The 23,831-nt window shown below is 55.7% G+C and carries 24 protein-coding genes; 15 read left to right on the plus strand and 9 right to left on the minus strand.

Annotated elements, in window-relative coordinates:
- Window positions 1-279: 279 nt before the first annotated feature.
- Entirely contained in the window at window positions 280-2,559 is a 2,280-nt protein-coding gene (maeB, locus tag INF86_RS21580) for an NADP-dependent oxaloacetate-decarboxylating malate dehydrogenase (protein WP_058647009.1), read from the plus strand.
- Between the two features lie 114 nt (window positions 2,560-2,673).
- Here maeB and hemF read toward each other — a convergent pair whose 3' ends face one another.
- Both hemF and amiA read right to left on the minus strand, forming a co-directional pair.
- Window positions 2,674-3,573: an oxygen-dependent coproporphyrinogen oxidase gene (gene hemF / locus INF86_RS21585; RefSeq protein WP_032623816.1), complete on the minus strand. Its 900-nt coding sequence runs from the start codon at window positions 3,571-3,573 to the stop codon at window positions 2,674-2,676.
- Window positions 3,573-4,448, minus strand: coding sequence for an N-acetylmuramoyl-L-alanine amidase AmiA (gene amiA / locus INF86_RS21590; protein ID WP_023306670.1), 876 nt, complete (start codon window positions 4,446-4,448; stop codon window positions 3,573-3,575). The genes hemF and amiA overlap by 1 nt, the downstream gene beginning before the upstream one ends.
- Before the next feature lie 212 nt (window positions 4,449-4,660).
- On the opposite strand from amiA, the gene INF86_RS21595 reads away from it, so the two are divergent.
- The 10 genes from INF86_RS21595 (at window position 4,661) to pdxK (ending at window position 12,959) form a co-directional block, all read left to right on the plus strand.
- Window positions 4,661-5,086, plus strand: coding sequence for a GNAT family acetyltransferase (locus INF86_RS21595; protein ID WP_003861292.1), 426 nt, complete (start codon window positions 4,661-4,663; stop codon window positions 5,084-5,086).
- Window positions 5,073-5,522 (plus strand): DUF2919 domain-containing protein, encoded by a 450-nt coding sequence (locus tag INF86_RS21600; protein WP_193543917.1) that lies wholly within the window; start codon window positions 5,073-5,075, stop codon window positions 5,520-5,522. Before INF86_RS21595 ends, INF86_RS21600 begins: the two co-directional genes overlap by 14 nt.
- 63 nt (window positions 5,523-5,585) lie before the next feature.
- The gene (locus tag INF86_RS21605; RefSeq protein WP_193543918.1) at window positions 5,586-6,161 is read left to right on the plus strand and encodes an RpoE-regulated lipoprotein; all 576 of its coding nucleotides are present in this window, start codon (window positions 5,586-5,588) and stop codon (window positions 6,159-6,161) included.
- A 95-nt stretch (window positions 6,162-6,256) separates the two neighbouring features.
- On the plus strand, window positions 6,257-7,156 hold the full coding sequence (locus INF86_RS21610; RefSeq protein ID WP_022648953.1) for a Dyp-type peroxidase: 900 nt from the start codon (window positions 6,257-6,259) through the stop codon (window positions 7,154-7,156).
- Between the two features lie 176 nt (window positions 7,157-7,332).
- A complete protein-coding gene (locus tag INF86_RS21615) occupies window positions 7,333-8,346 on the plus strand; it encodes a sulfate ABC transporter substrate-binding protein (protein ID WP_193543919.1) in 1,014 nt (337 codons plus the stop codon).
- Window positions 8,346-9,179 carry a sulfate/thiosulfate ABC transporter permease CysT gene (gene cysT, locus INF86_RS21620; protein ID WP_022648951.1) on the plus strand — a complete coding sequence of 278 codons (834 nt, stop codon included), beginning with the start codon at window positions 8,346-8,348 and terminating at the stop codon, window positions 9,177-9,179. Before INF86_RS21615 ends, cysT begins: the two co-directional genes overlap by 1 nt.
- The gene (gene cysW, locus INF86_RS21625; protein WP_003861305.1) at window positions 9,179-10,054 is read left to right on the plus strand and encodes a sulfate/thiosulfate ABC transporter permease CysW; all 876 of its coding nucleotides are present in this window, start codon (window positions 9,179-9,181) and stop codon (window positions 10,052-10,054) included. The genes cysT and cysW overlap by 1 nt, the downstream gene beginning before the upstream one ends.
- Window positions 10,044-11,138 (plus strand): sulfate/thiosulfate ABC transporter ATP-binding protein CysA, encoded by a 1,095-nt coding sequence (gene cysA, locus INF86_RS21630; protein ID WP_022648949.1) that lies wholly within the window; start codon window positions 10,044-10,046, stop codon window positions 11,136-11,138. The genes cysW and cysA overlap by 11 nt, the downstream gene beginning before the upstream one ends.
- Window positions 11,139-11,205: 67 nt before the next feature.
- On the plus strand, window positions 11,206-12,117 hold the full coding sequence (gene cysM, locus INF86_RS21635) for a cysteine synthase CysM (protein ID WP_193543920.1): 912 nt from the start codon (window positions 11,206-11,208) through the stop codon (window positions 12,115-12,117).
- A 5-nt stretch (window positions 12,118-12,122) separates the two neighbouring features.
- Window positions 12,123-12,959, plus strand: a complete 837-nt coding sequence (pdxK, locus tag INF86_RS21640) for a pyridoxine/pyridoxal/pyridoxamine kinase (RefSeq protein WP_022648947.1) — start codon at window positions 12,123-12,125, stop codon at window positions 12,957-12,959.
- Between the two features lie 44 nt (window positions 12,960-13,003).
- Here pdxK and crr read toward each other — a convergent pair whose 3' ends face one another.
- The 5 genes from crr to cysZ all read right to left on the minus strand — a co-directional run bounded on the left by crr (window position 13,004) and on the right by cysZ (window position 17,795).
- Window positions 13,004-13,507 (minus strand): PTS glucose transporter subunit IIA, encoded by a 504-nt coding sequence (gene crr / locus INF86_RS21645; RefSeq protein ID WP_022648946.1) that lies wholly within the window; start codon window positions 13,505-13,507, stop codon window positions 13,004-13,006.
- Between the two features lie 43 nt (window positions 13,508-13,550).
- Window positions 13,551-15,278: a phosphoenolpyruvate-protein phosphotransferase PtsI gene (ptsI, locus tag INF86_RS21650; protein ID WP_022648945.1), complete on the minus strand. Its 1,728-nt coding sequence runs from the start codon at window positions 15,276-15,278 to the stop codon at window positions 13,551-13,553.
- Between the two features lie 45 nt (window positions 15,279-15,323).
- Window positions 15,324-15,581, minus strand: a complete 258-nt coding sequence (gene ptsH / locus INF86_RS21655) for a phosphocarrier protein Hpr (protein ID WP_000487600.1) — start codon at window positions 15,579-15,581, stop codon at window positions 15,324-15,326.
- Between the two features lie 317 nt (window positions 15,582-15,898).
- Window positions 15,899-16,870 (minus strand): cysteine synthase A, encoded by a 972-nt coding sequence (cysK, locus tag INF86_RS21660; RefSeq protein ID WP_006811453.1) that lies wholly within the window; start codon window positions 16,868-16,870, stop codon window positions 15,899-15,901.
- 163 nt (window positions 16,871-17,033) lie between these two features.
- Window positions 17,034-17,795, minus strand: coding sequence for a sulfate transporter CysZ (gene cysZ, locus INF86_RS21665; RefSeq protein ID WP_022648944.1), 762 nt, complete (start codon window positions 17,793-17,795; stop codon window positions 17,034-17,036).
- A 229-nt stretch (window positions 17,796-18,024) separates the two neighbouring features.
- On the opposite strand from cysZ, the gene zipA reads away from it, so the two are divergent.
- The 3 genes from zipA to INF86_RS21680 all read left to right on the plus strand — a co-directional run bounded on the left by zipA (window position 18,025) and on the right by INF86_RS21680 (window position 21,321).
- Complete coding sequence (zipA, locus tag INF86_RS21670) at window positions 18,025-19,020, plus strand: cell division protein ZipA (protein WP_022648943.1); 996 nt, start codon at window positions 18,025-18,027, stop codon at window positions 19,018-19,020.
- A gap of 68 nt (window positions 19,021-19,088) precedes the next feature.
- Window positions 19,089-21,104 (plus strand): NAD-dependent DNA ligase LigA, encoded by a 2,016-nt coding sequence (gene ligA, locus INF86_RS21675; RefSeq protein WP_126315048.1) that lies wholly within the window; start codon window positions 19,089-19,091, stop codon window positions 21,102-21,104.
- 1 nt (window position 21,105) lies between these two features.
- The gene (locus INF86_RS21680) at window positions 21,106-21,321 is read left to right on the plus strand and encodes a DUF3820 family protein (protein WP_003861328.1); all 216 of its coding nucleotides are present in this window, start codon (window positions 21,106-21,108) and stop codon (window positions 21,319-21,321) included.
- Here INF86_RS21680 and INF86_RS21685 read toward each other — a convergent pair.
- Window positions 21,318-22,313 carry a bile acid:sodium symporter family protein gene (locus INF86_RS21685; RefSeq protein WP_022648941.1) on the minus strand — a complete coding sequence of 332 codons (996 nt, stop codon included), beginning with the start codon at window positions 22,311-22,313 and terminating at the stop codon, window positions 21,318-21,320. The genes INF86_RS21680 and INF86_RS21685 overlap by 4 nt on opposite strands.
- Window positions 22,314-22,402: 89 nt before the next feature.
- On the opposite strand from INF86_RS21685, the gene INF86_RS21690 reads away from it, so the two are divergent.
- The gene (locus tag INF86_RS21690) at window positions 22,403-23,344 is read left to right on the plus strand and encodes a LysR family transcriptional regulator (protein WP_193543921.1); all 942 of its coding nucleotides are present in this window, start codon (window positions 22,403-22,405) and stop codon (window positions 23,342-23,344) included.
- Here the strand turns inward: INF86_RS21690 and INF86_RS21695 are convergent.
- Window positions 23,335-23,676, minus strand: a complete 342-nt coding sequence (locus INF86_RS21695; RefSeq protein ID WP_023300659.1) for a FlxA-like family protein — start codon at window positions 23,674-23,676, stop codon at window positions 23,335-23,337. The genes INF86_RS21690 and INF86_RS21695 overlap by 10 nt on opposite strands.
- Window positions 23,677-23,831 lie beyond the last annotated feature (155 nt).

Below are 23,831 nucleotides of genomic sequence, written 5' to 3' on the forward strand. Positions count from 1 at the left end.
CCTTGGAAATAAAAGAGTTAGTCGAGTGCGTTAGTTCACACTTCTGAGAAAATCATGATGGACTTAACAAAAAAGCATAGCAGACGGGGGAGGCATTGCTTTCTGAGACGGGTAACATGGCTGTTATAAATTGATAACAATTTTTATTCTGCAATGGTGAGAGTTTGGCAGCCTTCAAAGTTTAGGAGCCTGCCTGCGGCGATACTATGCGGCACACCAGGGTGTGCATAGGAACGTCGACATCACCCTTTTTGACCGAAACGTGAAAGGAATAACAAGATGGATGATCAGTTAAAACAAAGCGCTCTCGATTTTCACGAGTTTCCTGTTCCGGGTAAAATCCAGGTATCCCCGACCAAACCGCTGGCGACTCAGCGCGATCTGGCGCTGGCCTACTCGCCGGGCGTGGCTGCTCCGTGTCTGGAAATCGAAAAAGATCCGCTGGCAGCGTACAAATACACTGCGCGCGGTAACCTGGTGGCCGTTATCTCTAACGGTACGGCGGTGCTGGGGTTAGGGAACATCGGTGCGCTGGCTGGTAAGCCGGTGATGGAAGGGAAAGGCGTTCTGTTTAAGAAATTTGCCGGTATCGACGTCTTCGATATCGAAGTGGACGAACTGGATCCGGATAAATTCATCAACGTGGTGGCGGCGCTGGAGCCGACCTTCGGCGGCATCAACCTGGAAGACATCAAAGCGCCGGAATGTTTCTATATCGAGCAGAAGCTGCGCGAGCGTATGAACATTCCCGTGTTCCATGACGACCAGCACGGCACGGCGATTATCAGTACCGCCGCCATTCTGAACGGCCTGCGCGTGGTGGAGAAAAATCTCTCCGACGTGCGCATGGTGGTCTCCGGCGCAGGCGCCGCGGCCATCGCCTGTATGAACCTGCTGGTGGCGCTGGGCATGCAGAAGCACAATATTGTGGTCTGCGACTCCAAGGGCGTGATCTACAAAGACCGCGAGCCAAACATGGCGGAAACCAAGGCGGCCTATGCGGTGGAAGACGACGGCAAGCGCACGCTTGAAGACGTGATTGACGGTGCTGACATTTTCCTCGGCTGTTCAGGCCCGAAAGTGCTGACCCAGGAGATGGTGCAGAAGATGGCGCGCGCGCCAATGATCCTGGCCCTGGCGAACCCGGAGCCGGAAATTCTGCCGCCGCTGGCGAAGGCGGTGCGTGAAGACGCTATCATCTGCACCGGACGTTCGGACTACCCGAACCAGGTGAACAACGTGCTCTGCTTCCCGTTCATCTTCCGCGGGGCGCTGGACGTCGGCGCCACGGCGATCAACGAAGAGATGAAGCTGGCTGCCGTTCATGCTATCGCAGAGCTGGCGCACGCCGAGCAGAGCGAAGTGGTGGCCTCCGCCTACGGCGATCAGGATCTGAGCTTCGGCCCCGACTACATCATCCCTAAACCATTTGACCCGCGTCTGATCGTGAAGATCGCGCCAGCGGTGGCCAAAGCGGCGATGGACTCCGGCGTGGCGACGCGTCCGATTCAGGATTTCGACGCCTACGTCGATAAGCTCACCGAGTTCGTTTACAAAACCAACCTGTTTATGAAGCCGATCTTCTCCCAGGCGCGCGCCGACGCGAAGCGCGTGGTGCTGGCGGAAGGGGAAGAGGCGCGCGTGCTGCATGCCACGCAGGAGCTGATCACCTTAGGGCTGGCGAAACCGATCCTGATTGGTCGTCCGAGCGTGATCGAGATGCGTATTCAGAAGCTCGGCCTGCAAATAAAGCCGGGCGTGGACTTTGAGATCGTTAACAACGAATCCGATCCGCGCTTCAAAGAGTACTGGAACGAATACTATTCGATCATGAAGCGTCGCGGGATCACCCAGGAGCAGGCGCAGCGGGCGGTGATCAGCAACACCACGGTGATCGGCGCGATCATGGTTCATCGCGGTGAGGCGGATGCGCTGATCTGCGGCACCATCGGCGAGTACCATGAGCATTTCAGCGTGGTACAGGAGATCTTCGGCTATCGCGAGGGCGTCCATACTGCCGGCGCAATGAACGCGCTGCTGCTGCCAAGCGGTAACACCTTTATCGCCGATACCTACGTCAACGACGATCCCTCCCCGGACGAACTGGCGGAAATCACCGTGATGGCGGCGGAAACCGTGCGCCGCTTTGGTATCGAGCCGAAAGTGGCGCTGCTGTCGCACTCAAACTTCGGGTCATCCAAATCCGCGGCGGCGTGCAAAATGCGCCAGACGCTGGACCTGGTGCGCGAGCGTGCGCCGGAGCTGATGATCGACGGCGAGATGCACGGCGACGCCGCGCTGGTGGAGAGTATTCGTAATGAACGTATGCCGGACAGTCCGCTGAAAGGCTCGGCGAACGTGCTGATTATGCCGAACGTGGAAGCGGCGCGTATCAGCTACAACCTGCTGCGCGTGTCGAGTTCTGAAGGGGTGACCGTAGGGCCAGTGCTGATGGGGGTGTCAAAACCGGTGCATGTGTTAACGCCGATTGCCTCCGTGCGTCGTATCGTCAACATGGTGGCGCTGGCGGTGGTTGAGGCGCAGACGCAGCCGCTGTAATTGATTGCCCTCGCCCCTCACCCTAACCCTCTCCCCATAGGGGAGAGGGGACTGCTCTGAGCCGTCTTTTCACCCTCGCCCCTTTGGGGAGAGGGCCGGGGTGAGGGGTAAGGGTTAAACCCAGTCCCGAACCTTAATAAACTCACTCAAGGCAGCCTCCGGGCTGCCTTCTTTTGGCGCGTAGCTGTACTCCCAGCGCACCAGCGGCGGCATCGACATCAGAATCGACTCCGTGCGTCCGCCGGTCTGCAGGCCGAACAGCGTCCCGCGATCCCACACCAGGTTGAACTCCACGTACCGCCCGCGACGATAAAGCTGGAACTCACGCTCGCGCACGCCGTAGTCGGTGTCTTTGCGGCGTTCGACAATCGGAAGATAGGCGTCGGTAAAGCCTTCACCCACCGCGCGCATAAAGCTGAACGCGGTATCAAAATCCGGGGTATTGAGATCGTCAAAGAACAGCCCGCCGATGCCGCGCTGCTCGTCGCGGTGCTTCAGATAAAAATAGTCATCGCACCACTTTTTGTATTTCGGGTAAACGTCTTCGCCAAACGGCAGACAGAGGTCGCGCGCGGTGGTGTGCCAGTGCACGGCGTCCTCTTCGAAGCCATAGTAAGGCGTTAAGTCGAAACCGCCGCCAAACCACCAGACCGGATCGGCTCCCGGTTTTTCCGCGATGAAAAAGCGCACGTTGGCGTGGCTGGTTGGCACAAACGGGTTATGCGGATGCACCACCAGCGAGACGCCCATGGCCTCGAAGCTGCGGCCCGCCAGTTCAGGCCGATGCGCCGTGGCGGACGCTGGCATTGCATCACCGTGGACGTGGGAGAAGTTGACCCCGGCCTGTTCAAAAATACCGCCGTTACGCAGCACGCGGCTGCGCCCGCCGCCGCCCGCTTCGCGCTGCCAGGTGTCTTCATGGAATTCACCGCCGTCTGCGGCGGTCAGTTTCTGGCAAATCGCGTCCTGGAGCTGCATCAGGAAAGTTTTGACCAGCTGTGCATTCGGTTTCATCAACGTTTCCTGGAGTGCGCTTTTTGATTATCGAACCAGTTGAAATAACTGATGACCCCGGAGGCGATGGCGTTCGCGATCTTCTGACGAAACGCCTTAGTGCCGAGTAAACGCTCTTCTTCCGGGTTGGTAATGAACGAGGTTTCCACCAGCACGGACGGAATAGACGGTGACTTCAGCACCACAAACGCGGCCTGCTCGGTGCTTTTACTGTGCAGACGGTGCACGGGCTTAATACGTTTGAGGATATGCGAGCCGAGCGTCAGGCTGTTTTTGATGGTATCGGTCTGCACGAGATCAAACAGAACCTGCTGTAACAGATGGTCTTTGTCGGTGGCTTTTTTCCCGGCCACTTCATCCGCCCGGTTTTCGCGATCGGAGAGGTATTTCGCCATGGCGCTACTGGCGCCACGGTTGGAGAGCGCAAATACCGAGGCGCCTGCGGCGGAAGGGTTTGTGAAGCCATCCGCGTGAATGGACATAAACAGATCTGCGCCGTGCTTGTGGGCAATCTCCACGCGATCGTACAGCGGGATAAACGTGTCGCCCGTGCGCGTCAGGCGGGCGTCAATACCGTTACTGCGTAAAATTGCGCGTACATTTTTTGCAATTGCCAGCACGACGTGTTTTTCTTTCGACCCGTTTCGGCCAATGGCGCCGGTGTCGATCCCGCCGTGGCCAGGATCGAGCATGACCAGACGCTTTGCGCCAGCTTTTTTGGTTTTCGGCTTGCTGTGTCCGTTACTGGTTTTAAGCGTGCTCTCTTCTTTTGCCTGAGCCTGCTTTGCGATACCCGATAACGTTAAGGCCGCCAGCCCCGCTTTGAGAACCTGACGACGCGATGTGAGTGCTTTTAATGGTTTGAATGTGCTCATGCGGCCTGAATTGTAAAAATTGGGGTCCTGGTGTTATATCGTATCGTGTTTCCCGTTACGACAGTCCTTATTGAGAATTGTTTTACTTTTCATTTCAATACGTGACAAAGTGACATTATGCCAAATTTTGGCGAGTTTTTCCCCGGTTATTGGCTAAACGCCCTGTTCACGCCATAATCACTGTTTTTAAACCCGAAAAGGCGGTTAATACCATGGAGATACGCGTTTTTCGCCAGGAAGATTTCGAAGAGGTGATCACCCTTTGGGAGCGCTGCGATCTGCTGCGTCCGTGGAACGATCCGGAAATGGACATCGAACGGAAGGTGAATCACGACGTCAGTCTGTTTCTGGTCGCTGAGGTCAACGGCGAAGTGGTCGGGACGGTGATGGGTGGGTACGACGGCCACCGCGGCTCGGCCTACTATCTGGGCGTGCACCCGGAATACCGCGCGCGCGGCATCGCCAACGCGCTGCTTAACCGTCTGGAAAAGAAACTGATCGCCCGTGGCTGCCCGAAAATCCAGATTATGGTCCGGGAAGATAACGACGTGGTGCTGGGCATGTATGAACGTCTGGGCTACGAGCACGCGGATGTACTGACGCTGGGTAAGCGCCTGATCGAAGATGAAGAGTACTGAGTTCCACCCTGGCGACTACGACGTTCACGGTCGTCTGCGTCTGCCTTTTTTGTTCTGGTGCGTTCTGCTGTTGCAGGCCCGCACCTGGGTGCTGTTCGTGATGGCTGGCGCGTCGCGCGGGCAGGGCGATACGTTACTGAATCTCTTTTATCCCGATCACGATGCGTTCTGGCTGGGGTTACTGCCGGGCGTACCGGCGGTCCTGGCGTTTCTGTGCAGCGGACGGCGGCAAGCCATTCCGCGCTTCTGGCACGCGCTTCGCTGGCTGTTGATCCTGGCGCAGTTTGTGCTTCTGGTCTGGCAACCCTTGCTCTGGCTGTACGGCGAGCCGCTTTCGGGTATCGGGATTGCACTGGTGGTGGCGGATATCGTCGCGCTGCTGTGGCTGGTCACGAATCCCCGTTTACGCGCCTGTTTTACGCAAGAGCCAGATTAAAACGGCACTTTTTGTCGATACTGCACTCCAACAAGCGTTGATTTACTACGTAAGGACGTCTCAATGAAATCGCTGCGTTTACTTTTATGCGCTCTCCCGCTGGCGTTAACCGGCTGTTCCACGCTCTCATCCATCAACTGGTCTGCGGCCTATCCGTGGAACTGGTTTGGATCCTCAATGGAAGTGACCGAGCAGGGCGTGGGCAAAATCACCGCCTCGACGGCGCTGGATCAGGATGCCATTCAGGATGCCATCGGCAGTGATTATCGCCTGCGCAGCGGCATGAAAACCGAGAACGGCAACATCGTGCGCTATTTCGAAGCGTTGAAAGATGACAAAGTGGCAATGGTCATCAACGGCGATAAAGGTACGGTCAACCGCATTGCGGTGATGGATGAAGAGATCCCGACCTCAGGTGGCGTGATGGTGGGAACGCCGTTTGGCGAACTCTATCAGAAAGCGTTTGGCCACTGTGCCAGTGTGCCATCGGAGGAGAGTGTGGCGGTCGAGTGTAAGGCCGACGGCAGCCAGCATATTAGCTATGTGTTCAGCGGCACCTGGAACGGTCCGGAAGGGTTAATGCCGTCTGACGACACCCTGAAAAAGTGGAAAGTGAGCAAAATTATCTGGCAGCAGTAATTTGCGCCTGAGCAAGCCGCCTCGCTGAAATCCGGGTATAATAGCCGCCATCAATGCCACGCTGTCGTGGCATCTTTATTTCTTCAGGAGGAGCGATGTCTCAGGTTCAGAGTGGCATTTTGCCAGAACATTGCCGGGCGGCGATTTGGATTGAAGCCAACGTCAAAGGGGACGTGGATGCCCTGCGCGCGGCCAGCAAAGTTTTCGTTGATAAACTGGCCACCTTCCAGGCCAAATTCCCCGAAGCCCATCTGGGCGCGGTGGTTGCCTTTGGCAGCACCGTCTGGCGTCATCTGAGCGGCGGCGAAGGCGCAGAAGAGCTGAAAGACTTTATTCCTTATGGCAAAGGTCTTGCGCCCGCCACCCAGTATGACGTTCTGATCCATATCCTCTCCCTGCGTCACGACGTGAACTTTTCTGTCGCTCAGGCTGCGATTGAGGCCTTTGGTGACAGTATCGACGTGCAGGAAGAGATCCACGGTTTCCGCTGGGTGGAAGAGCGCGATTTGAGCGGCTTCGTCGACGGCACCGAAAACCCGGCCGGGGAAGAGACGCGTCGCGAGGTGGCTGTAATCAAGGATGGCGTGGACGCGGGCGGCAGCTATGTGTTCGTCCAGCGCTGGGAGCATAACCTCAGGCAGCTTAACCGCATGAGCGTGCATGACCAGGAGATGATGATTGGCCGTACCAAAGATGCCAATGAAGAGATTGACGGCGATGCGCGTCCGGTCACTTCCCACCTGTCCCGCGTTGACCTTAAAGAAGACGGTAAGGGGCTGAAGATTGTTCGCCAGAGCCTGCCGTACGGCACCGCGAGCGGTACGCACGGCCTGTACTTCTGCGCTTACTGCGCACGCCTCTACAACATCGAACAGCAGCTGCTGAGCATGTTTGGCGATACCGACGGTAAGCGTGACGCCATGCTGCGCTTCACCCGCCCGGTGACCGGCGGCTACTACTTTGCGCCGTCCGTTGAGCGCCTGCTGGCGTTGTAAATCGCTCTCCATTCGTAGGCCGGGTAAGCGTGAGCGCCACCCGGCAATTTCTCCCGCACCTCTTATTCCCTTTTCTGCTTCTAAATCACCAAACGGTATATAAAACCGTTACTCCTTTAGACTCCGTTATAAATATTATGACTATAAGATAGTCATCACATTTATAAGGGTGCGCAATGGCCGTTACTGTACTGAAAAAAGGATCGCTGGCACTGGCAGGTTTACTGCTGGTGGCGCAGGCGCAGGCAACCGAGTTGCTGAACAGTTCTTATGATGTTTCGCGCGAGCTGTTTGCCGCCCTTAATCCCGGATTTGAACAGCAGTGGGCGAAAGAGAACAACGGCGACAAGCTGACCATCAAGCAGTCGCACGCTGGCTCATCCAAGCAGGCGCTGGCCATTTTACAGGGGCTGAAAGCGGACGTGGTGACCTACAACCAGGTCACGGACGTGCAGATCCTGCACGACAAAGGCAAACTGATCCCGGCGAACTGGCAAAGCCGCCTGCCGAACAACAGTTCGCCATTTTACTCCACCATGGGCTTCCTGGTGCGCAAGGGCAACCCGAAGAACATCCACGACTGGAACGACCTGGTGCGTTCAGACGTAAAGCTGATCTTCCCGAATCCGAAAACCTCCGGCAACGCACGTTACACCTATCTGGCGGCGTGGGGCGCGGCGGACAAAGCTGACGGTAACGATAAAGCGAAAACCGAACAGTTTATGACCCAGTTCCTGAAAAACGTTGAGGTGTTTGATACCGGCGGTCGTGGCGCAACCACCACCTTCGCCGAGCGCGGGCTGGGCGACGTACTGATCAGCTTTGAATCCGAAGTGAACAATATTCGTAAACAGTACGAAGCGCAGGGCTTCGAAGTGGTTATCCCGAAAACGAACATTCTGGCCGAGTTCCCGGTGGCGTGGGTGGATAAAAACGTTAAGGCTAACGGCACAGAAAAGGCGGCGAAAGCCTACCTGAACTATCTGTACAGCCCGCAGGCGCAAACCGTTATCACCGACTACTACTACCGTGTCAACAACCCGGACGTGATGAGCAAGCTGAAAGACAAATTCCCGCAGACCGAGCTGTTCCGCGTGGAAGATCATTTCGGCGCCTGGCCTGAGGTCATGAAAACGCATTTTGTCAGCGGCGGTGAGTTGGACAAACTGCTGGCAGCGGGGCGTAAGTAATGTTTGCAGTATCCTCCAGACGTGTGCTGCCGGGCTTTACCTTAAGCCTCGGGACCAGCCTGCTGTTCGTCTGTCTGATTTTGTTATTACCGCTCAGCGCGCTGGTGATGCAGCTCGCTGAGATGAGCTGGTCCCAGTACTGGGAAGTGATTACTAACCCGCAGGTGGTGGCGGCCTACAAGGTCACCCTGCTGTCTGCGTTCGTGGCCTCGATTTTTAACGGCGTGTTTGGCCTGCTGATGGCGTGGATCTTAACTCGCTATCGCTTCCCGGGCCGCACCCTGCTCGACGCGCTGATGGATCTGCCGTTTGCCCTGCCGACGGCGGTTGCCGGTTTGACGCTGGCGTCGCTGTTTTCCGTGAACGGCTTTTACGGTGAGTGGCTGGCGAAGTTTGATATCAAAGTGACCTATACCTGGCTCGGTATCGCGGTGGCCATGGCCTTTACCAGCATCCCGTTTGTGGTACGTACCGTGCAGCCGGTGCTGGAAGAGTTAGGACCCGAATACGAAGAGGCCGCAGAAACGCTCGGCGCCACGCGCTGGCAGAGTTTTCGCAAGGTCGTGCTGCCGGAACTCTCTCCGGCGTTGCTGGCGGGTATCGCGCTCTCCTTTACCCGCAGCCTCGGTGAATTTGGCGCGGTCATTTTTATCGCCGGGAACATCGCGTGGAAAACCGAAGTGACCTCGCTGATGATTTTTGTCCGTTTGCAGGAGTTTGATTATCCGGCCGCGAGTGCGATTGCCTCGGTGATCCTTGCCGCGTCGCTGCTACTGCTGTTCTCGATTAACACTCTGCAAAGTCGCTTTGGTCGACGTGTGGTAGGTCACTGATGGCGGAAGTTACGCAATTGAAGCGCTATGACGCGCCCCGCATCAACTGGGGCAAATGGTTTCTGATTGGTACCGGCGTGCTGGTCTCCGCATTCATTCTCGTCGTGCCGATGGTGTACATCTTCGTTCAGGCCTTCAGCAAAGGGATTATGCCCGCGCTGCAAAACCTGGCCGATCCGGACATGCTCCACGCCATCTGGCTGACGGTCATGATTGCCCTGATCACCGTCCCGGTGAATCTGGTGTTTGGCGTATTGCTGGCCTGGCTGGTAACGCGCTTTAACTTCCCGGGGCGTCAGCTGCTGCTGACCCTGCTGGATATCCCGTTTGCGGTGTCACCGGTGGTGGCGGGTCTGGTTTATCTGCTCTTCTACGGTTCCAATGGCCCGCTGGGCGGCTGGCTGGATGAACACGACCTGCAGATCATGTTCGCCTGGCCCGGGATGGTGCTGGTGACCGTCTTTGTCACCTGTCCGTTCGTGGTACGCGAGCTGGTGCCGGTGATGCTCAGCCAGGGCAGCCATGAAGATGAAGCCGCGGTGCTGCTCGGCGCTTCCGGCTGGCAGATGTTCCGCCGCGTCACGCTGCCGAATATCCGCTGGGCACTGCTTTACGGCGTGGTACTGACCAACGCCCGTGCGATCGGTGAGTTTGGCGCGGTGTCGGTGGTATCCGGCTCGATTCGCGGCGAAACCCTGTCGCTGCCGTTACAGATTGAATTACTGGAACAGGACTACAACACCGTCGGTTCCTTTACTGCCGCAGCGTTACTGACGCTGATGGCGATTTTGACCCTGTTTTTGAAGAGTGTGGTGCAGTGGCGTTTAGAGAATCAGGAAAAACGTCAGCATCAGGAGGGAAATCATGAGCATTGAGATTGCCAATATTAAGAAGTCTTTTGGTCGCACCCAGGTGCTGAATGATATCTCGCTGGATATCCCTTCCGGACAAATGGTGGCGCTGCTGGGGCCGTCTGGCTCCGGTAAAACCACGCTGCTGCGTATTATCGCCGGGCTTGAGCACCAGACCAGCGGACATATCCGCTTCCACGGTACGGACGTAAGCCGTTTGCATGCCCGCGACCGTAAAGTGGGTTTTGTATTCCAGCACTACGCCCTGTTCCGCCACATGACGGTATTCGACAACATCGCGTTTGGTTTGACCGTACTGCCGCGTCGTGAGCGTCCGAATGCGGCCGCCATCAAAGCGAAAGTGACCAAACTGCTGGAGATGGTGCAGCTGGCTCATCTGGCGGACCGCTTCCCGGCACAGCTTTCTGGCGGGCAGAAACAGCGCGTGGCGCTGGCGCGTGCGTTAGCCGTGGAACCGCAAATCCTGCTGCTGGACGAACCGTTTGGCGCGCTGGATGCGCAGGTGCGTAAAGAGCTCCGCCGCTGGCTGCGTCAGCTTCATGAGGAACTCCAGTTCACCAGCGTTTTCGTGACCCACGATCAGGAAGAGGCGATGGAAGTAGCCGACCGCGTGGTGGTGATGAGTCAGGGCAACATTGAGCAGGTTGACGAGCCAGAGCAACTCTGGCGTGAACCGGCGACCCGCTTTGTGCTGGAGTTTATGGGGGAAGTAAACCGCCTTCAGGGTACTATTCGCGGCGGTCAGTTCCACGTTGGCGCGCACCGCTGGCCGCTGGGGTATACCTCCGCGCACCAGGGACCGGTGGATCTGTTCCTGCGCCCGTGGGAAGTGGACGTCAGCCGCCGTACCAGCCTGGACTCACCGCTTCCGGTGCAGGTGCTGGAAGCTAGCCCTAAAGGTCACTACACCCAATTAGTGGTACAGCCCCTGGGCTGGTACACCGAGCCGCTGACCGTGGTTATGCGTGACGACGAGCCGCCGCACCGGGGGGAACGCCTGTTTGTGGGGCTGCAACACGCGCGCATTTATCATGGCAACGAGCGCATCGAGACGCGCGAGGATATTGCTCTGGCGGAGTCAGCCTGATAGGTTATTGAGTATGTTTTTCGCCCGGTGGCGTGATGCTTACCGGGCTTTTTATTGAGTAAAAATCGTGAATACACTCGAACACACCATCGGCAACACCCCTCTGGTCAAACTTCAGCGCATGGGGTGTGACAACGGCAGCGAAATCTGGGTCAAACTTGAAGGCAATAACCCGGCGGGGTCGGTGAAAGACCGGGCGGCGCTGTCGATGATTGTTCAGGCCGAAAAGCGCGGCGAAATAAAGCCCGGCGACGTGCTGATCGAAGCCACCAGCGGTAACACCGGTATCGCACTGGCGATGATAGCCGCCCTGAAAGGCTATCGTATGACGCTGCTGATGCCGGATAACATGAGCCAGGAGCGCCGTGCCGCCATGCGTGCCTACGGGGCCGAGCTGATTCTGGTGAGCAAAGAGCAGGGGATGGAAGGGGCGCGAGATTTAGCGTTAGCGATGGCGGAGCGCGGGGAAGGCAAGCTGCTCGACCAGTTTAATAACCCGGACAACCCGTACGCGCACTACACCACCACCGGCCCGGAAATCTGGCAGCAAACCGGCGGGCGCATCACCCACTTTGTCTCCAGCATGGGGACCACGGGCACGATCACCGGTGTGTCACGTTTTCTGCGCGAGCAGGAGCAGCCGGTGACGATTGTCGGCCTCCAGCCGGAAGAGGGAAGCAGTATTCCGGGCATTCGCCGCTGGCCCGCGGAGTATATGCCGGGCATCTTTAATGCGCAGCTTGTGGACCAGGTGCTGGATATTCATCAGCGCGAGGCGGAAAATACCATGCGTGAGCTGGCCGTGCGTGAAGGCATCTTCTGCGGCGTCAGTTCGGGTGGCGCGGTAGCGGGGGCGATTCGGGTGGCTAAGGCAAACCCGGGTGCAGTAGTGGTAGCGATTATTTGCGATCGCGGCGATCGCTACCTGTCGACCGGCGTCTTTGGTGAAGAGAGTTATTCGCAGGGGGCGGGGATTTAAGCGTCATGGAGATGATTTTATTCCGGGATAACACCCGGGCGCAGCAAACCGATATTGTCGCCGTTCAGTCGCAGGTGGTGTACGGCAGTGTGGGAAACAGCATCGCGGTGCCAAATATTCGCACCCATCGACTGAACGTTACCGCCGTGCCGACGGTGCTGTTCAGCAATACGCCACACTACGACACCTTCTACGGCGGGGTGATCCCGGACGAGTGGTTCAGCGGCTACCTGAAGGCGCTGGAAGAGCGCGAGATCCTGCGCGAGCTTAAAGCAGTCACTACCGGCTATATGGGCAGCGCCAGCCAGATCGTGCTGCTGGCGCAGTGGCTGAAGGCGATCAAAGTGCAACATCCCGATCTGCTGGTGCTGGTCGACCCGGTAATCGGAGACATCGACAGCGGGATGTACGTGAAGCCGGATATTCCTGAAGCCTACCGTGAGCACCTGCTCCCGCTGGCCCAGGGCATTACGCCCAACGTGTTTGAGCTGGAAGTGCTGAGCGGCAAACCGTGCCGTACGCCGGAGAGCGCCATTGCCGCCGCGCAGGGACTGCTGTCTGACACGCTTAAATGGGTGGCGATCACCAGCGCGCCAGTGGCTGACGATCCGCAAAATATCCACGTCGTGCTGGTGAGCGAGGAGGGCGTTACCGTAAGCGCACACCCGCGCGTTGAGACGGACCTGAAAGGGACGGGGGATCTGTTCTGTTCGGAGCTGGTGAGCGGTATCGTCGGCGGTAAAACCGTGGCCGACGCCATTCGCATGGCGGGCGACAGGGTGACTGACGTGATGATCTATACGCAGTCGAAAGGCTACGACGAGCTTATTCTGCCTGCATAAACAAAAATGGCGCCCGAAGGCGCCATTTTACCGTGCGGCAAGAATTACTTCTTGATGCGGATAACCGGGGTTTCACCCACGGTAACGCTGCCAGACAGTTTGATCAGCTCTTTGATTTCGTCCATGTTGGAGATAACAACCGGAGTCAGGGTAGACTTCGCTTTTTCTTCCAGCAGTGGCAGATCGAATTCAATTACAGGGTCGCCAACTTTAACACGCTGGCCTTCTTCCGCGATACGTTTGAAGCCTTCGCCTTTCAGTTCAACGGTGTCGATACCGAAGTGAACGAACAGTTCGATACCGCTATCGGATTCGATAGAGAACGCATGGTTGGTTTCAAAAATCTTACCAATGGTACCGTCAACTGGAGCAACCATTTTGTTGCCAGTTGGTTTGATAGCAATGCCATCACCAACGATTTTCTCAGCAAACACTACATCCGGCACGTCTTCGATATTGACGATCTCGCCGGAGAGCGGAGCAACAATCTCAATAGTTCCGGAGTCGCTATTGCTTTTGTCACCGAACAGTTTACTAAATAAACCCATTAGACTTATCTCCTAAGCAGTAATTTGGGCCGCATCTCGTGGATTAGCAGATTGTTTTTTCTTCAATGAACTTGTTAACCAGCGTCATTAACTCGTCCGTTGTCGGTTGAGCAAGAGCCTGCTCTGCTAATACCTTCGCATCTTCGAAGTTCGTGTTACGGATAATCTTCTTGATGCGCGGGATGGAAATGGCGCTCATAGAGAATTCGTCCAGACCCATACCCAGCAACAGAAGTGTAGCACGTTCGTCGCCTGCAAGCTCACCACACATGCCAGTCCATTTACCTTCTGCATGAGAAGCATCAATAACTTGCTTGATCAAATTCAGTACAGACGGCGACATTGGCTGGTAGAGATGTGAAATCATATCATTACCACGGTCAACTGCCAGGGTGTACTGCGTTAAATCATTGGTACCGATACTAAAGAAATCAACTTCTTTGGCTAAATGACGTGCAATGGTCGCGGCTGCCGGTGTTTCCACCATCACGCCGATCTCGATTGACTCGTCAAATGCTTTACCTTCGTCACGCAGTTCCTGCTTGTAGATTTCAATCTCTTTCTTCAGTGCACGCACTTCTTCAACAGAGATGATCATCGGGAACATGATGCGCAGCTTACCGAAAGCGGATGCACGCAGGATAGCGCGAACCTGGTCACGCAGGATCTCTTTGCGATCCATGGCGATACGTACGGCACGCCAGCCCAGGAACGGGTTCTCTTCTTTCGGGAAGTTCATGTACGGCAGCTCTTTGTCGCCACCGATATCCATGGTGCGGACGATAACGGCCTGCGAGCCGCACGCTTCCGCAACCGCTTTGTACGCTGCAAACTGCTCTTCTTCCGTTGGCAGGGCGTCGCGGTCCATGAACAGGAATTCAGTACGATACAGACCTACACCTTCCGCACCGTTGCGCTCAGCGCCGTCAACGTCACGTACGGTACCGATGTTAGCGCACACTTCAACCTGATGGCCGTCCAACGTGATGGCTGGCAGATCTTTCAGTTTAGCGAGTTCCGCTTTCTCGGTAGCAACCTGCTCCTGAACGGAACGCAGCTGCTCGATCACATCGTTAGTTGGGTTGACGTAAACCACGTTGTTTACGGCATCCAGAATCAGATAGTCGTCGTTTTTCACCTGGGAGGTGACGCTACCGGTACCCACGATGGCTGGCAGCTCCAGAGAACGCGCCATGATAGAGGTGTGGGAGGTACGTCCACCTGCATCAGTAATGAAACCCAGCACCTTGTTCAGGTTCAGCTGTGCGGTTTCAGACGGGGTCAGGTCAGCGGCAACCAGGATGACTTCGTCCTGAATCGCGCTCAGATCGATGATGGCCAGACCCAGGATGTTGCGCAGCAGGCGCTTACCGATGTCACGTACGTCAGCCGCACGCTCTTTCAGGTATTCATCGTCCAGCTCTTCCAGGGCAGTTGCCTGACCTTCGATAACTTCATGCGCAGCCGCGTCGGCCGTCATGCCTTTATCTTTAATCAGGGCTATGATTTCCTGCTCCAGCTCCTCATCTTCGAGCAGCATAATGTGCCCTTCGAAGATGGCTTCTTTTTCTTCACCGAAAGTTTCGCCAGCTTTAGTTTTAATCGCTTCCAGTTGCGCAGATGCCTTGGCACGACCGCTCAGAAAACGTTCAACTTCCTGATCAACCTTGTCGGCAGAAATTTTTTTCCGGTCAATGACGATTTCGTCTTCTTTCAGCAGCAATGCTTTGCCGAAAGCGATACCCGGGGATGCTAAAATGCCTGAAATCATAACCCTACCTTACTTGTGACTGATATTGAAAAGAACCCGGTAAACTTACTCGAGTTCAGCCATCAGCTTAACCAGATGCTCAACTGCTTTCTGCTCGTCTTCACCTTCAGCGGAGATGGTAACAACGGTACCCTGAGTCAGACCCAGAGTTTGCAGCTTGAACAGGCTTTTTGCGCTAGCGCTTTTGCCGTTGGAAGTCACAGTGATTTCAGAAGTGAAGCCTTTCGCTTCTTTAACAAACTGAGCAGCAGGGCGGGTGTGCAGACCGTTCGGAGCGGTAATGGTAACTTCTTGCTGGAACATTGTATTTCCCCAACTTATAGGTTTAGTGTTGTGGAACTAAAGTCTAGCCTGGCGACTTAACTTTAGCCTGTATAGTTAGCGCTGACGTTTCAATCGTCATTAAACATTATGCAGTGAAAGCAAGACTTGAACCAAATCATAAAATCGATTCAGCAGCGCTATTTCGTTCACCGATTAATTTCGCGCATCAAAATAATTGCTGGTTTAAATACCAGACCCAACGGGGTGAAGCAATGCCAGGAGGGGTAAAACTTTGAAGCAGGCCACAAAAAAGCACCTGAAAAGGTGCTTTTTTACGCGTTTTTAACATGCTGGCATCACTGTTGCAGTTCTTTCTCTGTGAACAGATCGGCAAACAGTGCTGTGCTTAAGTAACGCTCACCCGAAGACGGTAGGATAACCACAATATTCTTGTTGGTAAAGGTTTCGTCTTCCAGCAGTTTGAGAGCTGCAGCAACCGCCGCACCGGAAGAGATACCCGCCAGAATGCCTTCCTCGTCCATCAGGCGACGCGCCGTGGAGATGGCTTCTTCATTGGTGATGGCGACCACTTTATCGATCAGCTTCAGATCGAGGTTGCCTGGAATAAAGCCAGCCCCGATACCCTGGATTTTGTGCGGACCTGGTTTGATCTCTTCGCCTGCCAGCGCCTGAGCGATAACCGGAGAGTCGGTTGGCTCAACGGCAACGGTAATCAGATCTTTTTTACCTTTCGTGCCTTTAATATAGCGAGACACCCCGGTCAGCGTACCGCCGGTGCCTACGCCGGAGATGAACACATCAACCTGACCGTCGGTATCTTCCCAGATTTCCGGGCCGGTGGTTTTCTCATGAATTTCCGGGTTGGCCGGGTTGCTGAACTGCTGGAGCAGCAGATACTTTGCAGGATCGCTGGCGACGATTTCTTCGGCCTTCTGAATCGCGCCCTTCATGCCTTTCGCGCCTTCCGTGAGGACCAGATTCGCACCCAACGCTTTCAGCAGCTTACGGCGCTCAATACTCATGGTTTCAGGCATAGTCAGCGTCAGCTTATAGCCGCGCGCCGCCGCAACATAGGCCAGGGCGATACCGGTATTGCCGCTGGTGGGTTCAACCAGCTCAACGCCAGGTTTCAGCACGCCACGCTTTTCAGCATCCCAAATCATATTCGCACCGATACGGCATTTAACGCTGAAGCTTGGGTTACGAGATTCGACCTTCGCCAGAATGCGTCCATTACCGATACGGTTCAGTCGAACCAGGGGCGTATGACCGATAGTCAGCGAGTTGTCTTCATAAATCTTACTCATGGCCTGTCCTTAACTGTATGAAATTGGGATACCGACCCAGCATACCTGTTGAACAAGTATGGGGAAGTAAGGAAATCGCATATCTATATGCTGCAAGGAAATAATGGGGATCAGTATGGAATAAGGAGCGGCATAAGCCACCCCTCTTTTACACATTTTTGCATTACTTCCATAACGCGTGCTTAGCACGGTAGCAGTCCACCCACATCGCCGTCGCGCCGCAAACGGCAACGGGCATGATGAACAGATTCAGGAAAGGGATCATGGTGAACAGGCTGGTAAGGGCACCAAACTGCATATTGGCAACCTTCTGAGTGCGCAGGGCAGTGCGCATCTCTTTAAACGGCACTTTGTGGTTATCGAACGGATAATCACAGTACTGGATAGCAAGCATCCAGGCGCTGAACAGGAACCACAGCACGGGTGCGACCGTCTGGCCGATCCCGGGTACAAAATAAAGGATGAGCAGCACAATCGCCCGCGGCAGGTACCACGCAAACTTCTGCCATTCGCGCTTCATGATGCGGGGGACATCTTTCACGATCCCCAGTACGCCCGTGTCAGGCGGCGCCGCACCGGTCAGGCGCGCTTCCAGCTGTTCGGCCAGCAGACCGTTGAACGGCGCGGCTATCCAGTTAGCTATCGTCGAAAAGAAATAGCCGAAAACCAGCAGCACGGAGATAACCGCAATCGGCCAGAGCAGGTAGTCCAACCACTGTAACCAGTCCGGCACATAGCTCATCAGGGAAGGGATCCAGCTTTCCAGTCTGGTGAACAGCCACCAGAACGCGCCCCCCATCAGAATAATGTTGATCAGTAACGGCAAAACAACGAAGCGTCGAATGCCCGGCAGGGAGACCAGTTTCCAGCCCTGAGAAAAGTACCAGACCCCGCTACGTGGGGCAGAAGAAGATGTTGAAACCATACCAGGCTGTACTCCTTTTTACACAACCAGTGGAATTGCCCGCCTATATTATCCAGTTACGGGCCAATGACCAGTTCGGAAATGTTCGAAAAACCAGCAAAAAGCACGATTTAGTTCATCTTTATGCTGTGAATGCTCTGCATACACTTGCACTTGACGTAAACGGCAAATACTCTTAGTGAGTAAATGTTTGCCGTGGTGGCAAGGTGTTAGAACAACAGAGAATATAATGATGCAGGATTTGCGTCTGATATTAATCATTGTTGGCGCGATCGCCATAATCGCTTTACTGGTACATGGTTTCTGGACCAGCCGTAAAGAGCGTTCCTCTATGTTTCGCGATCGTCCACTGAAGCGCATGAAGTCCAGTCGCGAAGACGATGACGTTGAAGACGACATCGACGGTCTTGACGACGACGGCGTGGGTGAAGTTCGTGTTCATCGGGTCAATACTGCGCCCGGCGCAGCGCATGGAGAGCATGAAGCTCCCCGCGCTCCGCAGCACCAGTATCAACCACCGTATGCCTCTGCCCAGCCGCGCCAGCCAGCGCCGCCGCCAGTGGAAGAACCTGTTCGTCATCCGTCGCAGCAGCCTGTGCAACAGCAGCCCGTTGCGCCACAGCCTGTACAGCAGCAACCTGTGCAACAGCCTGCACAGCCAGTGCATCAGCCACAGCCAGTGCAACAGCCGCAGCCGGTAGAACAACCGCAGCCTGAATCTGCACCGCCTGCGCCACAGCCCGCTCCGCGCGTTGAGCCAGAGCCTGTTGTTGAGCCAGAACCGGTTGTTGAAAAGCCGCAGCGTAAAGAAGCGGTAATCATCATGAATGTGGCTGCTCATCATGGCACCCATCTGAACGGTGACGTGCTGCTCAACAGCATCCAACAGGCAGGCTTCAAGTTCGGCGACATGAATATTTTCCATCGCCACCTGAGTCCTGACGGCAGCGGTCCGGCGCTGTTCAGCTTGGCCAATATGGTCAATCCAGGCACGTTTGACCCGGAAATGACCGGTGATTTCGTCACGCCTGGGGTTACGATCTTTATGCAGGTGCCGTCCTACGGTGACGAGCTGCAAAACTTTAAGCTGATGCTACAGTCCGCTCAGCACATCGCCGACGAAGTGGGCGGTGTGGTGCTCGACGATCAGCGTCGTATGATGACGCCGCAGAAACTGCGCGAATATCAGGACCGCATCCGCGAAGTTAAGGAAGCTAACGCGTAATCGTCGCGTTTACTTCAACTCCTCCTCAACCCCCGCCTGTCGGGGGTTTTTCTCATTGATGGTGCGATATGGACTCAATCGAACAACAACTTACTGAACTGCGAACCACGCTTCGCCATCATGAATATCTCTATCATGTTATGGACGCACCGGAAGTGCCGGATGCGGAATATGACCGCCTGATGCGTGAACTGCGCGAGCTGGAAGCGCAGCACCCCGAACTGATTACGCCCGATTCCCCAACGCAGCGCGTCGGCGCGGAACCGCTGGGTGCTTTCAGCCAGGTGCGCCACGAAGTGCCGATGCTGTCGCTGGATAACGTGTTTGATGAAGAGAGTTTTCTGGCTTTCAACAAGCGCGTGCAGGATCGCCTGAAGAGCGTCGACAATCTTAGCTGGTGCTGCGAGCTAAAACTGGATGGTCTGGCCGTCAGCATTCTTTATGAGAACGGCGTGATGGTACGTGCCGCAACGCGCGGCGACGGCACCACCGGGGAAGACATCACCACCAATGTGCGCACCATTCGTGCGATCCCGCTGAAGCTGCGTGGCGATAACATTCCTGCGCGGCTGGAAGTGCGCGGGGAAGTTTTCCTTCCGCAGGCGGGGTTTGAGAAGATCAATGAAGAAGCGCGTCGTACCGGGGGTAAAGTGTTTGCAAACCCGCGTAACGCGGCGGCAGGTTCGCTGCGCCAGCTCGATCCGCGTATCACCGCGAAGCGACCGCTTACTTTCTTCTGCTACGGCGTCGGGATCCTGGAAGGCGGTGACCTGCCGGATACCCACCTGGGTCGTTTAATGCAGTTCAAAGAGTGGGGTTTGCCGGTAAGCAACCGCGTGCAGCTTTGCGACTCTCCACAGGCGGTGCTGGCGTTCTATCACAAGGTTGAAGAAGATCGTCCCACGCTTGGGTTTGATATTGATGGCGTAGTGATCAAGGTTAACTCCCTGGCATTGCAGGAACAGTTGGGTTTTGTTGCCCGGGCGCCACGCTGGGCAGTGGCCTTTAAGTTCCCGGCGCAGGAGCAGATGACCTTCGTTCGCGACGTGGAATTTCAGGTAGGACGTACGGGGGCGATTACGCCTGTGGCGCGTCTGGAGCCTGTGCAGGTGGCTGGCGTGCTGGTCAGTAACGCTACGCTGCATAACGCCGATGAAATTGCCCGTCTGGGGCTGCGAATTGGTGACAAAGTGGTGATTCGCCGCGCGGGCGATGTGATCCCGCAGGTGGTTAACGTAGTGGAATCAGAACGTCCTGCCGATACCCGTGCCATCGAGTTTCCTGCCCATTGTCCGGTATGTGGTTCGGACGTTGAGCGCGTGGAAGGTGAAGCGGTAACGCGCTGTACGGGCGGGTTAATCTGCGGCGCACAGCGTAAAGAGTCCCTGAAGCACTTTGTCTCCCGCCGGGCGATGGACGTCGACGGAATGGGTGACAAGATCATCGACCAGTTAGTTGAGAAAGAGTATGTCCATACGCCAGCGGACCTCTTTACCCTGACGGCAGGTAAGCTGACCGGTCTTGATCGTATGGGGCCGAAATCTGCCCAGAACGTGGTCAATGCGCTTGAGGCGGCCAAAAATACTACCTTTGCCCGTTTCCTTTACGCGCTCGGCATTCGTGAAGTCGGAGAGGCGACGGCGGCAGGGCTGGCGGCGTATTTCGGCACGCTGGAGGCTCTTGAGAAAGCCACCATCGACGAACTACAGAAAGTCCCTGACGTTGGCATAGTGGTCGCTACCCACGTCTTCAACTTCTTCGCCGAAGAGAGCAACCGTGAAGTGATCGGTAAATTACTGGAACAGGGCATTCACTGGCCCGCACCGGTAGTGGTTAATGCAGAAGAGATCGACAGCCCGTTTGCCGGTAAAACGGTGGTGCTGACCGGCAGTCTGAGCCAGCTCTCGCGTGATGACGCGAAAGCGCGCCTGGTGGCGCTTGGGGCAAAAGTGGCGGGAAGCGTGTCAAAGAAAACCGACCTGGTGATCGCTGGGGAAGCGGCCGGTTCGAAGCTGGCAAAAGCGCAGGAGCTCGGCATCGAGGTGATCGATGAAGCGGAAATGATGCGCCTTTTAGGAGAGTGATGTGGAAAAAGAGCAGCTCGTTGAGATCGCCAATACGGAGATGCCGTTCGGTAAATATAAGGGCCGCAGGCTGATTGATTTACCGGAAGAATATCTGCTGTGGTTTGCCCGTAAGGATGAGTTTCCTGCCGGGCGTCTTGGCGAGCTGATGGCTATCACATTACTGATCAAAACAGAGGGGCTGACCCAGCTGGTGCAGCCCCTGAAACGTCCTTAAACTTTCGCGGCGCGGGTCTCTTCCTGCGCCAGCTTTTCAGTCTGTGCCTTGTAACGCCGCGCCAGTACCGCACACACCATCAGCTGGATCTGATGGAAAATCATCAGCGGTAGTACCATCATCCCAATGACCGACGTCGGGAACAGAATATTGGCCATCGGGATCCCGTTGGCCAGGCTCTTTTTCGATCCACAGAATACGATGGTGATTTCATCGGCCTTATTGAAGCCGCATTTGCGGGCCACAAAGACGTTAACCGCGATCACAATGGTCAGCAGAACAATGCTTACCACCACAATAAACAGCAGCGATCCTGCGCCCACCCTGTGCCAGATGCCGTTCACCACGGCTTCGCTGAAGGCCGTGTAAACCACCAGCAGAATGGAGCTTTGGTCCGTTTTCCCGATCCATTTTTTGTGTTTCGCCACAAACGCCCCAATCCAGGGGCGGGATAAGTGTCCGAGCACAAACGGCAGTAGCAGTTGCAGACAAATTTTACCCACCTGCTCCAGATTACCTTCTGCACCATGCATGTTCATCAGCAGACCGACCAGCAGCGGTGAAACAAAGATCCCGAGCAGGCTGGAAGCCGAAGCAGAACAGACCGCCGCCGCGACGTTGCCGCCAGCCAGCGAGGTAAAGGCAATAGCAGACTGCACGGTGGCCGGCAAAATGCACAGATAAAGGAAACCGGTATAGAGCGCCGGATCGACATTCACCGGCGCCCACCAGGCAAACAGCACGCCCAGAACAGGGAAGAGGATAAAGGTGCTGCACATTACCCAGAGGTGCAGTCGCCAGTGGCTACCGCCTGCAATAATGGCTTCCCGGGAGAGTTTGGCGCCATGCATAAAGAACAACAGGGCAATGGCTGCCGTGGTCAGCCCTTCAATGACCGGAACGAAACCGCCCCGCGCCGGGAAGAACGAGGCCAGCAAGACGACACCAATCAGGGTCAGCGTAAACGGATCAAGGATACGAAAAAGTTTCATAATCACTCCTGAAAACAGATGCCGCTATTGTGCTTTCTTCCCTTTGAGAAATAAAATTGATTTATTGCATCCATTCATGAATTAAACAGATGAATTATTCACTACGTCAGCTTCGTGTTTTCGTCACCGTCGCGCAGGCCCACAGCTTCAGTCGGGCAGGGGAGATGATTGGCCTCAGCCAGTCGGCGGTGAGCCATAGCGTGAAAGAGCTGGAAACTCAAACCGGCGTGAAACTGCTCGACCGCACTACGCGCGAAGTGGTGCTCACCGAAGCGGGACATCAGCTGGCAACGCGTCTGGAAAGGCTGCTGGATGAACTGAACAGTACGCTGAGAGACGTCGGACGGCTTGGACAACAGCTTTCCGGTACCGTGAGAGTGGCGGCGAGCCAGACGATTTCGGCGCATCTTATTCCCCAGTGCATCGCTGAAAGTAATCACCGCTATCCGGATATCGATTTTGTTTTGCACGACAGGCCGCAGCAGTGGGTACTGGAGAGTATTCGTCAGGGGGATGTGGATTTCGGGATTGTTATTGATCCCGGAGCGGTAAGCGACCTGGAATGTGAAGTGGTACTCTCGGAACCCTTTTTATTGCTCTGCCGCGATGATGATCCTCTGGCATCGCTGTCGCAGGTGGCCTGGCAAGCCTTACAGGGGGCAAACCTGGTGTTACAGGATTATGCATCAGGTAGCCGCCCGCTTATAGATGCCGCACTGGCCGCACAGGGCGTAAAGGCAACCATTGTGCAGGAGATTGGGCATCCTGCCACGCTCTTCCCCATGGTCGAAGCGGGGATTGGGATCAGCGTTCTGCCTGCGCTGGCGCTGCCACTGCCGCAGGGAAGTCGTTTAACGGTGAAGCGTTTCCTGCCCTGTATTGAACGCCAACTGATGCTGGTACGCCGTAAAAACAGGTCTCTTTCCGGAGCGGCTCATGCCTGCTGGGATGTGGTGCGTATGCAGGCCATGCGTCTGATGGAGGCCCGCACGCGCGATCCACTTTTTAACGAAACCAATGATCAGATATAGATATCAATCTGATGTTCTGCGGAGGGTTTATTGACGCCTTCCACCACGGCCTGACCGCTTTCCTGTTTTGGCATCGCCTCTTCTGCCTGCTGACGCTGCAATTGCGCCAGCTGTGCCTGCAACATAGCCAGCTGAGATTCGAGCAATTCTTGCTGCTTTTGCTTTTCTTCCGCTGTGGCATCACCCATGGCGACTTCTTTAAGTTGCTGAGTGACTTTCGTTATCTGTTTGGTCAGACGGGTGATCTGGGAAGCAATGTCGTTTCCGCCGGAGCTGTTATCTACGCTGCCGATTTCCATCGCCGACAGAGAAACGGGCTTAAGAGTTGTCATATTGAGATCCTTTTCGCCATAAAATAGAGGTATCGGCAAAGAAGGCGTGAGCTTGAGTAAAACAAGCGGTTTGGCTGCAATGGGGATGTGCTATATCGCAGATAGCAAAAAAGCGCCTTTAGGGCGCTTTTTTACATTGGTGGGTCGTGCAGGAT

It is taken from the genome of Enterobacter cloacae complex sp. I1M (assembly GCF_014982425.1).
In the GTDB taxonomy this organism is placed as follows: domain Bacteria; phylum Pseudomonadota; class Gammaproteobacteria; order Enterobacterales; family Enterobacteriaceae; genus Enterobacter; species Enterobacter intestinihominis.